The 12786-nt window shown below is 41.1% G+C and carries 9 protein-coding genes; 5 read left to right on the plus strand and 4 right to left on the minus strand.

Annotated elements, in window-relative coordinates; genetic code table 11:
* The first annotated feature begins 1 nt into the window (after position 1).
* Positions 2-790, plus strand: coding sequence for a UDP-2,3-diacylglucosamine diphosphatase (locus O1D97_RS02030; RefSeq protein WP_269122358.1), 789 nt, complete (start codon positions 2-4; stop codon positions 788-790).
* Positions 791-832: 42 nt separating this feature from the next.
* Here the strand turns inward: O1D97_RS02030 and O1D97_RS02035 are convergent, their stop codons facing one another.
* On the minus strand, positions 833-1138 hold the full coding sequence (locus O1D97_RS02035) for a hypothetical protein (RefSeq protein ID WP_269122360.1): 306 nt from the start codon (positions 1136-1138) through the stop codon (positions 833-835).
* 102 nt (positions 1139-1240) lie between these two features.
* Positions 1241-1855, minus strand: a complete 615-nt coding sequence (locus tag O1D97_RS02040; RefSeq protein WP_269122362.1) for a MiaE family protein — start codon at positions 1853-1855, stop codon at positions 1241-1243.
* Positions 1856-1944: 89 nt separating this feature from the next.
* On the opposite strand from O1D97_RS02040, the gene O1D97_RS02045 reads away from it, so the two are divergent.
* A complete protein-coding gene (locus O1D97_RS02045) occupies positions 1945-3705 on the plus strand; it encodes a formylglycine-generating enzyme family protein (RefSeq protein WP_269122364.1) in 1761 nt (586 codons plus the stop codon).
* Between the two features lie 196 nt (positions 3706-3901).
* Entirely contained in the window at positions 3902-6502 is a 2601-nt protein-coding gene (gene acnB / locus O1D97_RS02050) for a bifunctional aconitate hydratase 2/2-methylisocitrate dehydratase (RefSeq protein WP_269122366.1), read from the plus strand.
* A gap of 87 nt (positions 6503-6589) precedes the next feature.
* On the opposite strand, the gene O1D97_RS02055 is transcribed toward acnB, so the two are convergent.
* Positions 6590-7447, minus strand: a complete 858-nt coding sequence (locus O1D97_RS02055) for a LysR family transcriptional regulator (RefSeq protein WP_269122368.1) — start codon at positions 7445-7447, stop codon at positions 6590-6592.
* Between the two features lie 163 nt (positions 7448-7610).
* On the opposite strand from O1D97_RS02055, the gene amaB reads away from it, so the two are divergent.
* Together amaB and O1D97_RS02065 are read left to right on the plus strand one after the other, a co-directional pair.
* Positions 7611-9155, plus strand: coding sequence for an L-piperidine-6-carboxylate dehydrogenase (gene amaB, locus O1D97_RS02060; protein ID WP_269122370.1), 1545 nt, complete (start codon positions 7611-7613; stop codon positions 9153-9155).
* 90 nt (positions 9156-9245) lie between these two features.
* Entirely contained in the window at positions 9246-10520 is a 1275-nt protein-coding gene (locus O1D97_RS02065) for an NAD(P)/FAD-dependent oxidoreductase (protein WP_269122372.1), read from the plus strand.
* Positions 10521-10779: 259 nt separating this feature from the next.
* On the opposite strand, the gene aceF is transcribed toward O1D97_RS02065, so the two are convergent.
* Complete coding sequence (gene aceF / locus O1D97_RS02070; RefSeq protein ID WP_269122374.1) at positions 10780-12738, minus strand: pyruvate dehydrogenase complex dihydrolipoyllysine-residue acetyltransferase; 1959 nt, start codon at positions 12736-12738, stop codon at positions 10780-10782.
* Between the last annotated feature and the right edge of the window lie 48 nt (positions 12739-12786).

Here is a 12786-nt window from a genome sequence, read left to right on the forward strand (position 1 = left end):
GATGCGTCGATATTTTATATCTGATTTGCATTTAAGTGACAAACGCCTGGATTTAATCCGGGCGTTTGTTTTATTAATTGAGCAAATTAAAAAAACTCACGATCAGCCTACCGAACTTTATATTTTAGGAGATTTTTACGAAGCATGGATTGGGGATGATTATAAACCTGAATGGAATAAGCCAATTATTGAGTCATTAGTATCGCTCAATACAAGCCACATTCCTGTCTTTATCATGCATGGGAATAGGGACTTTTTATTAGGTAAAGCCTGGCTACAGCAAACTCACGCTAGCTTACTTACAGAGCACTCTCTTGTTTATGCAGAAAACCAGTCCCCTATTCTTTTATCTCATGGTGATGAGTATTGTACTGCAGACGTTGAATATCAATCTTTCAGAGCCCAAGTGCGACAACCTGAATGGCAGGAAACAGTTTTATCTATGCCTTTAGCAAATCGACTCGCCTTAGCTGAACAACTACGTAATGACAGTAAGAGCATGTCTTCTGATAAAGCAAACGATATTATGGACGTCACAGAAACGGAAATAATCAATCAATTAAATAGGCATCAATGCAAGGTGTGTATTCATGGGCACACCCATAAACCCTGCCTGCATAAGGAGCTTAACTACAAGCGATTGGTTTTAGGTGATTGGGACCAAGATATTTGGGTGGCTATTCTAGAAGACAATAAATTACAGCAATACAAAGCAGATATTAAGAGTATGAATAATGAGGATGATTGGGCATTGTCAAATTTGTGCAAAATGCACTCATTAATCATTTAAAGACATCTAGATAGCTCGCCCTTACGTATATTTAGATATTTTTTAAATCGGCAAATGCAGTAAATCTTTTACCCAAATCGTTTCTTTGGCGCCTCTTGATCGTTCGTATTCTAAACCTCGATCATATAAAAGTGCTATTGCTCGAAAAAAGGCATTATTGATTAATACTGGTGTCAGCTCTTCTTTATGTGCAATCCGCCAATGGCTTTGAGCCTTATTTGTTAATATTTGGTATAAGTAATCTAGTTCAAGAGAGCCTTGATATATTTCATTTAAATTGACTGGTGGATCGCTTTTTGCAATTTCCATTGCTAACCAAAAAGTCACATCTGCAAGTTTATCTTTCATGATATTCTCCAGTTTTACTGTCGTACGATTAAAAGTGTAGCAGTATTTTCTGGAGAACATAAAAATCTTTTTAAAATATATCTATCAACTTTTGAGATGAATTTAAATGGGTTTATTTGGGGGACCACTGTGCAAGCGAAAAACATCATCAGGTTCAACAATTAGCGTTTGCTCTATTTCCCTAAATAAGGCCACTCTATCATCAATACTCTCTTCACTGTATTCTTGAGCAAGCGCTAGATAGTCCTCAAAGTGCCTAGCCTCTGACTTTAAAAGTGATATATAGAAAGCGGATAGCTCTTCATCAAGGTGAGGTGCTAGGGCGGCAAAGCGTTCACATGAACGAGCTTCAACAAAAGCACCAACGATAAGCGTGTCAACTAATCGTGCGGGTTCGTGAGTACGAATTTTTTTACGTAGCCCATCAGCGTATCTTGATGCCGCCAAATGTTCATAAGATATGTTACGCTTTTTCATTAATTTATGTACTTGTTCAAAATGAATCAGCTCCTCTCTGGCTAATCGTGACATTTTATGTAATAAATTATCCCTCTCAACATAGCGATACATAAGGCTCATTGCGGTTGATGCGGCTTTTTTCTCACAATGAGCATGATCAACTAACATGATATCTTGGTTTTCAATGGCCCAATGAACCCAAGACTCTGGAGAGGTACAAGGCAAAAAAGCCATTAATTCAGGATAGGACGATAACATTTTTCTACCTTTTTACTGTAAAAACACGGATTATAGCAATTGTACAAAATTTTAAGTAACAACTCTTTGATTTGGATACTATTTTAACAATGAATCAGTTTTTTGATCCAAACAAACTCACTATAGGGGTAAAGGTTGGTCTTGAGCTTGAACCTTATACGTTAAATTACCCTTTAGGCAATACTAAAAACACCTGGGTCGCTGATCAAGGTGGACGCCCTTTTGTATTGCGTTTCTATGATCCAAAAAGAGGGTCATCGGATGATTTTCTCGTGAATGCTAGAAAATATTTAAATTTAAAGCATCCTTCTATCACACCCAATTACCCTCCTTTTTATTCTAGCCTTTGGGTTTATAATTTATCAGCGGTCTGTGGAGGGGAAAAACTTTATAGCTATTTAGGAAAATACCCTGAAGGAGCCCCTCTGAACGTAGTCATTAGCATTTTTGAAGGTATAGCAAAAGCACTGGATCAATCTCACAAAAGTAATTTATTTCATGGCACGTTAGATCTTAATCACATTCATGTTGTAAATGGTGTTGGCGTGATGATCGCATTTGGTCATAACAATTGGTTAACCTCCATTACGGAAGATGATGCCGATTTAAGATTTATTGCTCCGGAATCCAAAACAGCACAGAGAAAAATTAATGCCAGCACAGATTCTTACTCCTTTATGAGGATTTTACTGGCTTCTTTATTAGGTGAATCAAAGGTTTCTTCAGATGGACGCATTGATCTTCCTAGTTCTCACTCAACAATAAGCGATAAAGATTGGAAGACGATTTGTAACTGGTGTCGAACCCCGGTTAAGCAACGCCCAAAGAATTTGATTGATGTTATTCGATTATTAAGAGCGAACTTATACCAAGTTACTGCCAATAAGAATATTGATAGAAAACCCGTTAAAAAGAAATTTACCATAATCAAAAAGCATAAACTTGCACTTATAGGTGTAAGCTCCTTCTTTTTTATATCGACTATACTTGCTTTTGTGTTTAACGCTCCCGATGAAGAGGCGTTTCCTCAAACACAAGCTCCATTACAAGCCGCAAAAAATTCAGCGCAGCAAACTCCAGAAGATGAATTTAAATTGCTACCTAATACACTTCAAGATGAATTGCAAAATGGTGATAAAGCACCTGAGGTTACTAAGATACAGCCCAGTACATTCGAGATGGGGGATAGACAAAATGTGGGTGATGATAATGAAAAACCGGTCCATACCGTAATAGTTCCTACAGGATTCTATATTAGCTCGTATGAAGTGACGTTTGATCATTATGACTTATTTGCAAAATCCACTAATCGCCCTCTCCCATCAGATAACGGCTGGGGAAGAGGTAAACGTCCAGTTATTAATGTGAGTTGGTATGATGCAAAAGCCTATACTCAGTGGTTAACTGAGCAAACAAATGAAAACTATCGATTACCTACTGAAATTGAATGGGAGTATTCAATTAGAGCTGGATCTGGCTCCTCTTTTTGGTATGGGGATAAAGTAAGTTCTGGATATTCAGTTTGTGATGGATGCGGTAGTATTTGGGACGGAAAATCAACGGCTCCAGTGGGCAGTTTACTCAGTAACCCTCTTGGTCTTTTCGACATGCATGGAAACGTTGCTGAATGGGTTGAGGACTGTTACCACGATGATTATATCGGTGCTCCAACATCGAATACCGCCTGGAATGATGAGAGTTGTGACAGTAGAGTGATCCGCGGTGGCTCATGGTTTGACATTCCAAGGGTCGGCAGAAGCTCTACCCGCTATCGAGCAGATCCAAATTTAAAAGCCAGTAACTGGGGATTTAGAGTAACAAGAGTCATTAAAAGTGATGCAACCTTATGATTTATAAGAGTAATAATTCTACTAAATGGCCCTTATTCTGAAATCTTATGACTAAGAAGCGTTTTTTATGATGATATTCCTATAAAATAGGGAATATTAATATACAGAAGGGTTATTTGCTTTTTAAATAATCCTTCGAGCCATCATATCTATTCATCGATTTGAATAGATGGATAATAAAAAAGGGGAATAAATTGTGTTAGAAGCATATCGTAAACACGTTGAAGAACGCGCATTAGAAGGCATACCACCAAAAGCACTTGACGCTGATCAAGTTTCTGCGCTTGTTGAACTTCTAAAAAATCCACCAGCAGGTGAAGAAGATTTTATTCTTGACCTTTTGAAAAACAGAATCCCTGCAGGTGTTGACCAAGCCGCTTATGTGAAAGCTGGATTCCTTGCTGCCATCACTACTGGAGAAGCAACTTCTACTCTTATTTCTCCTGAATTGGCCACTGAGTTATTAGGTACTATGCTAGGTGGTTATAATGTTCAACCTTTAATTGCTTGCCTAGACAATGATGCTCTTGCCCCTATTGCCGTGAAAGCATTATCTCATACATTGCTTGTATTTGATGCATTCCACGATGTCGAAGAAAAAGCAAAAGCAGGTAATTCTCATGCTCAAGCGATCCTAGAATCTTGGGCCGCTGGCGAATGGTTTACTACTAAGCCAAAACCATCGGAAAAAATCACAGTTACTGTATTTAAAGTAACAGGCGAAACAAATACCGATGACCTGTCTCCTGCACCAGATGCATGGTCTCGTCCTGACATTCCATTACACGCTAATGCCATGCTTAAAATGTCTCGTGAAGGCATTAATCCAGACGATGATGGCACTATTGGACCAATCAAACAAATCGAAGCCTTAAAAGAAAAAGGCTTCCCTCTTGCTTATGTTGGTGATGTAGTGGGGACTGGCTCAAGCCGTAAATCAGCTACAAACTCTGTGTTGTGGCACATGGGCGATGATATTCCATTCATCCCTAATAAACGTGGCGGTGGTGTGTGTATTGGTAATAAAATTGCTCCTATCTTCTTTAATACAATGGAAGATGCTGGCGCGCTACCGATCGAGATGGATGTTAATGGTCTAGAAATGGGCGATGTAATCGACATCTATACTTATGAAGGCGTGGTTAAAAAACACGGCTCTGATGAAGTCATTAGTACATTTGAATTGAAAACAGACGTCTTATTGGATGAAGTTCGTGCTGGTGGTCGTATCCCTCTAATCATAGGTCGTGGCTTAACCGCCAAAGCGCGTGACCTTTTAGGTTTAGGTCCTGTTGATTTATTTAAAACGCCAGGTGAAACAGCTGATACAGGCAAAGGTTATACCCTTGCACAAAAGATGGTTGGTAAAGCGTGCGGTGTTGCCGGTGTTCGCCCAGGAACCTATTGCGAACCGAAAATGACAACGGTTGGCTCTCAGGATACAACTGGTCCAATGACACGTGATGAGCTAAAAGATCTGGCATGCCTTGGCTTTTCAGCTGATTTGGTTATGCAGTCTTTCTGTCATACCGCAGCATACCCAAAACCGGTAGATGTAGTAACACATCATACCTTGCCTGATTTTATAATGAACCGGGCTGGTGTTGCTTTGCGTCCAGGCGATGGCATCATCCACTCTTGGTTAAACCGTATGCTCTTACCTGACACTGTTGGTACTGGTGGTGATTCTCATACACGTTTTCCTCTAGGTATTTCTTTCCCTGCCGGCTCTGGTTTAGTTGCTTTTGCAGCGGCTACAGGTGTAATGCCATTAGATATGCCTGAGTCTGTACTTGTTCGCTTTAAAGGTGAAATGCAACCTGGTATCACTTTACGTGACTTGGTTCATGCTATTCCTTACCAAGCAATTAAGGAAGGCCATCTTACTGTTGAGAAGAAAGGCAAGAAAAACATTTTCTCTGGTCGCATCCTAGAAATTGAAGGTCTTGAAAACTTAACAGCTGAACAAGCATTTGAATTATCTGACGCGTCAGCTGAGCGCTCTGCTGCAGGTTGTACCATCAACCTTTCTGAAGAGTCCGTTGCCGAGTATCTTCGTTCAAATATTGTGATGCTACGTTGGATGATTGCTGAAGGTTATGGTGATCCTCGCACGATCGAACGTCGCGCTAAAGCAATGGAAGAATGGTTAGCTAACCCTCAATTGATGCGTGCTGATGCTGATGCAGAATATTCTACTATTATTGAGATTGATCTAAATACCATCAAAGAACCTGTACTTTGCGCACCAAACGATCCTGATGATGCTCGCTTATTGTCTGATGTTCAAGGTGCAAAAATTGATGAGGTATTCATCGGTTCTTGTATGACTAATATTGGTCATTTCCGTGCAGCAGGTAAACTGCTTGATGCCGCTGGAAAAGTGGTTCCAACCCGCTTATGGATTGCGCCACCAACAAAAATGGATGCACAACAACTGACCGACGAAGGCTATTACAGCATCTTTGGTAAAGCGGGTGCTCGCATGGAAATGCCTGGCTGTTCATTGTGTATGGGTAACCAAGCACGGGTAGCAGAAAAATCAACGGTTGTATCGACTTCAACACGTAACTTCCCTAACCGCTTAGGTAATGGCGCTGATGTATATCTTGCTTCTGCTGAACTGGCCGCGGTGGCCTCTCTTCTAGGTAAATTACCAACACCTGAAGAGTATTTAGAATATGCTAATAAAATTAACAGCATGTCTGCTGAAGTTTATAGCTACCTGAACTTTGATAAGATGGGTGATTTCGTTAAGAAAGCATCTTCTGTTATTGCTACAGATACGACGGCATAATCACTTAATTTAGCGTTACAAAAACCCCTCTTTATGAGGGGTTTTTTAGTTCTCTACTTTATTAAAGTAGCATTTGACTAAAGCCCTCTATTGATTAGGGAGTTTATTAACTAATAGCTGCTGTTTAACAGCTAGAATAGTATTAATAAGGTGCGCAGGGAAACTACATGTCTTTTTATGGGCTAAACCAACAATCCGCTTTAGTTTCACATCATTAAGTGGTCGTAAACACAAGTCGTGCCGACCTCGCGAAGAGTGCTCCGGTATCAAAGAAATTCCGAGTCCTGCAGCGACTAAATCTAAAGCGTACTCTTCTGTTTTTACCTCTGCTCGCACATCTGTCGTAAGTTCCTGTTTTTGCATCAAGTAATTCCACGACTCTAAAATGTCACAGGAAGTACGAGATATAAAAGGTTGTTTATCTATCTGTTTGATCGAGATAGAAGAAAAGTCGGCTAACCAGTGCCCTACTGGCATAGCAATAACATAATCGTCCTCCCATAACGGATAGAAAACATCATCTTCGTTAGTGTATCGGTTACAGGTAAAGCGTAAATCAGCACTTTCAGATTCATTAACGAGTTTAAGTGTCAACCCTGATACCTCGTCCAGCATCGTTTTTATTACCTGGCTAATAAGAGAGCCCGATAAAAAAGGCGCCAGTGAAATAGATAAGGACAGCGGTGTTGGAGTATCAATAAATAAACTACGGATTGCACTGAGGTCACTCACCATTCTACAGGCATGTGGATAGAGCTGAGAACCACTGTCTGTTGGTGAAACCCCTTTTGAATGTCTAACAAACAACTTAGTACCGAGATCATCCTCTAATTGAGCGACTGTGGTTGAAATTGATGGCTGTGCAACAAAGCAACGCTTAGCCGCTGAACTTAAGCTACGCTCTTCATATACAGCAATAAAGTAACGTAATGATCGTATGTCCATATCAAACCCTTTTAATGTTAAGTGTTGTTCTAATATATCTATAGAGGGAGCTCATTGCTATAGCTAAAAACTAGACCTATGGCAGAAAAACGGTATTTCTCATTTACTTCAAGAGTGGTTATTGTTAGAAAATCTTATTACATCAACACTTAAAGAGGTTCATATGTCACTTACATGCCTAGAAACACTTGGTATCAATAATCTTAAGCAAGGCGATACTTACTATAGCTTGTTAACAGGCAATACATTGGCTTTAGGTAATGGCAGTACTTTTTCTGCTCATAGTCCAATAGATGGCGCTAAGCTATCCACTTTCAATAACGCTTCTCCTGAGCAATTGGATAAAGTAAATGCGGAACTAAAAGATGCTTTTAAAGTATTACGTACTATTCCAGCTCCTCGTCGTGGTGAATTGGTGCGTCGTATTGGTGATGAAGCTCGAAAATACAAAAATGAACTTGCTCAAGTTATTTCTCTTGAAGCTGGGAAAATCGTTCCTGAAGCATTAGGAGAAGTTCAAGAATGGATTGATGTTTGTGACTTTGCTGTAGGTCAATCTCGCATGCTACATGGTTTGTCCATCGTTTCTGAACGTCCAGGTCATCGTATGATGGAGCAATGGCAGCCACTTGGCCCAGTTGCCGTTATTACGGCATTTAACTTCCCAATGGCGGTATGGGCTTGGAATGCAATGCTAGGTCTTGTGTGTGGCGACCCTATTCTTCTTAAACCTTCTGAAAAAGCACCTTTATGTGCATTGGCAATGTATCAAATCGCACAAAATGTTATTGCTGATATGCCTGATATACCAAAAGCGTCAGTATCTGTCATGATCGGTGACCGTGATTTAGGTGAAGCTATTGCCGCTAACGAGACTTTCCCGCTCGTTTCAGCTACGGGTTCAACAGCAATGGGGCGTGCTGTTGCAAAGACTGTTGCAGGTCGTTTAGGGCGTTCTTTGCTAGAACTTGGTGGTAACAATGCCATGATTGTTTCTGATACAGCGGATCTTGATTTAGCGTTACGTGCTATTGTCTTTTCTGCTGCCGGCACAGCAGGCCAACGTTGTACGACTTTACGTCGTCTTATTACTCATGAAAGCATCGTTGACGGGCTAGTTGAGCGTCTAGCTAAGTCTTATAGCTCCCTACCAGTAGGTAATCCATTGGAAGCGGGTAAGCTTGTTGGACCACTTATCGATGAAGGCAGTTTTGATCGTATGCAAGCGGCATTGGAAACTGCGAAGCAGCAAGGCGGTGAAATCATTTGTGGTGGCGAGCGCGTTACAGAGGATGTGCCTGCTGGCGGTTTCTATGTGAGACCCGCAATTGTTCGTATTGCACACGATGCTTCTATCGTTCATCAAGAAACGTTTGCACCTATCATGTATGTATTAACTTACAGTACTTTTGAAGAGGCAATTGAAATTCAAAATGAAGTACCTCAGGGTTTATCCTCTGCTGTATTCACTGAAAGTATGCGTGAAGCTGAATTGTTTATGTCTCCTGCCGGCTCTGATTGTGGTATCGCTAATGTTAATATTGGTACTTCTGGTGCTGAAATCGGTGGTGCTTTTGGAGGAGAGAAAGAAACGGGTGGTGGTCGTGAATCAGGTTCTGATGCTTGGAGAAACTACATGCGTAGAACGACAAATACAGTGAACTATGGTGGCGATTTACCATTAGCTCAAGGTATTGTTTTCGAGTAAAACCAACAGACCCGACTGAATCAATGTTCAGTTGGGTCTTCTGCATTTAATACTTACATTTATACAATGGTCGCTATTGAGGTGGTCGTTATGTCTGAACTATCGTGTGATTCTTTATGGCGTGCAAGTGCACCTGCCGCTCCTGTGTTACCCCAACTAGAGGGTCGTTTAAACGTTGATGTTGTTATTGTCGGCGGAGGCTTTACGGGGCTATCGGCTGCTCTACATATGGCAAAATTTGGCATATCGGTTGCCGTTGTAGAAGCGCAAGAAATTGGATTTGGCGGTTCTGGTCGTAATGTTGGACTAGCCAATGCGGGTTTGTGGTTAGAACCTGATCAACTGGATAAAGCGATAGGTATAGAAGCTGGAAAAGTGCTTTATGATGCTCTAGCCGCTGCCCCAGATTACGTTTACAAATTAATAGACGAATACAAAATTCAGTGTGAAGCTACCCGTAACGGCACCCTACATGCAGGTGTTGGTAAAGCGGGACTAGCACAATTAGAGCGACGTTATGAGCAACTGGCTAAGCGTGGCGCGCCAGTGCAATTATTAAACACGGCCGAAGCCCAGTCTCGTATTGGTTCCGAAAAGTTTAACTCTGCATTATTTGATCCTAGAGCTGGAACCATCCAACCTTTAGCTTATGCAAGGGGCTTAGCTGATGCGGCTCTCAAAGAAGGGGCAAAATTGTTTGATCATTCACCTGTAAATAAAATTCAGCCGACTCAGGAAGGTTGGGCAATATTTACGGAACAAGGTGAAGTACATGCGGAAAAGGTGATTTTGGCTACAAATGCTTACAGTGAACATGGGGTCAAGGAGCAAGCGCGTAAGTTTGTGCCGATTTTCTATTCTCAACTTGCCAGCAAACCTCTTTCTGAACCTCAATTAAGACAAATACTGCCAAATAAAGAAGGTGCTTGGGATACTTGTACAGTAATGAGCTCCTTTCGTTTAGATCAACAAGGTCGCTTAATATTTGGAGGGATGGGAGGCGAAGGAAGTGTACTTTCTAATTGGGCTTGCCAGCGAGTGAGTGAATTATTTCCATTTCTCAACAAAGCCGTAGAATGGGATTACTGCTGGACAGGTAAAATTGCTTACAGTGAAGATCATTTGCCACATTGCCAACAGCTTCAAAATGGATTATTCAGTGTCGCAGGGTATAGCGGGCGAGGAATTGGCCCTGGAACGGTAGTCGGGGCAGAGTTAGCCCAATGGTTTGCAGGGCAAAGAGAAAGTCTATCTATCCCTACAACACTTTTAAGAGACATACCTTTTAGAGAACTAAAGCGAATGTTTTATGAAGTAGGCGCTCATACGTATCACCTTGGTCAGCAATCGCATGCTCTAGATTAAATGTTCAATGGTTTACCTGTTTCACAAAACGCATTTTCGAGATGCGTTTTTTTACAGTAATATATCTACTTCATCCAATCGTCTGCTTTTAATCATCAATTAGCCTATCTTGGCATCTTATTTAAAAACATACTCTAAGACCAAAGAATTATTAGGATTGCCGTGTTATTTCTAGTTTTCATTAGAGATAAAAAGGCCCACTTAATTAAGCGGGCCTTTTGAAGAGAAGCGCTTCTCTAAGCAATTATGATCACTAGAATTACAGAACCATACGACGTAGGTCACTCAAGATCGAATTTAAATAAGTCATAAATCGTCCTGCATCACCACCATTTACAGCTCTATGATCATAAGATAAACATAGAGGTAACATTGTGCGTGGTTCAAATTCTTTACCATTCCATTTTGGCTCGATATCGGCTTTAGATACCCCAAGGATACCTACTTCAGGACAGTTCACGATGGGTGTAAAGCCTGTCCCTCCGATTGCGCCTAGGCTTGAAATAGTAAAGCAACCGCCCTGCATATCATTTGGCTTAAGTTGTTTACTTAAGGCTTTCTTAATCAATACATTCGCTTCTTCAGCAATTTGCAGAACGGATTTCTTATCAACATCACGTAATACAGGTACAACTAGACCAATTGGAGAATCAACAGCTATACCGATATTTACATAATGCTTCTGCACATAGCTTTCACCATCGGCTTTTAAAGAAACATTAAACGAAGGATTTTCTACCAACGCTTGTGCCGCGGCTTTAATTAGGAATGGCAAAGGTGTTAGCTTAATGCCTTTTTTCTCCATCTCCCCTTTAAGACCTTTACGAAATGCCTCTAAATCAGTGATGTCGGCCTTATCAAATTGTGTAACATGAGGAACAACCAATGCATTACGAGACATGTTCTGTGCCGTAAGTCTTTGGATTTTACTCATTTTCACAATTTCAATTTCGCCAAATTGACTAAAGTCAACATCAGGGACTTGAGGGATACCGGTGCCAGAAGAGACGGCTTGGGTAGGTGCTGCTATAGAAGATTTAACGGCGGCTTTAACATAAGCATGCAAATCTTCTTTCACAATTCGTCCACGAGGACCTGTAGCGCGTACAAGGCTTAATTCAACACCAAGTTCGCGAGCTAGCATTCTAACAGCAGGGCCAGCATGAACCTTTTTAGAAGGCGTTGATAAGACGGCTGAATTTTGATCTGAAGCAGGAGCGGCAGCCGCTATTTTTTTCTCAACAGGTGCTGATTCAGCTTTTGATGTTGCTGGAGTAGCCGTCGCTACAGGAGCGGAAATCACGCTACCCTCAACTTCTAAATCAAGAATCAAATCGCCTTCAGAAACTTTATCACCTTCCTTAACCGAAATGGATTTTACCACGCCTGATTTAGGAGCAGGTATTTCCATAGACGCTTTATCTGTCTCGAGAACGATTAAAGAATCACCTTCCGATACTTTATCACCAACAGCAACAGCAATTTCAATGATGTCAACATCAGTAGCGCCGCCAATGTCAGGAACATTAACAGATTCAACTCCACCTGCCGTGGTGGCCGTTGTAGGTGCTTCTGTAACAGTCTCAATTACTACGGCTGTTTCTTGAGCGTCAGCAGCCGGTTTAACGGGTGCTGCTTCAGTGGTAGATAGCAGCATCATATCGCTACCTTCAGACACCTTATCACCAATAGAAAGGCTAATTGAGCCAACTTTACCACTGAATGGGGCGGGTATATCCATAGATGCTTTATCTGTCTCAAGAACAATTAGAGAATCGCCCTCTTCAACATCATCACCTTCAGACACACAAATTTCAATTACTTCAACATCTGTTGCTCCACCAATATCAGGAACAACAACAGCTTTATTTGCTGTTTCTGTATTTACTGCTTCTGTAGCTGCAGAATCAGCAGATACTTCTTTTTGAGCCGGTTCAACTACTGGCGTTACCGTCTCTTGAGTCGGTGCTTCTGCAGTGCTAGCCACTTCAAGCTCTAGAACCACCGAGCCTTCAGACACTTGGTCACCTTCAGAAATAGAGATAGCCAAAACTTTACCTGCCAATGGAGATGGAACATCCATTGAGGCTTTGTCTGTTTCTAACACAATAATTGGTTGATCAACCTCGATCATGTCGCCTACGCTAACATTAATCTCGATTACATCGACATCGGCTGCACCACCAATATCCGGTACGCGAATGATTTCTGTACTCACGGAAATCTCCTTTGTCGTAAAGACGCATCAAATAAACAAAAAAAACTA

The organism is Marinomonas phaeophyticola (assembly GCF_026966905.1).
Classification (GTDB): Bacteria; Pseudomonadota; Gammaproteobacteria; order Pseudomonadales; family Marinomonadaceae; genus Marinomonas; species Marinomonas phaeophyticola.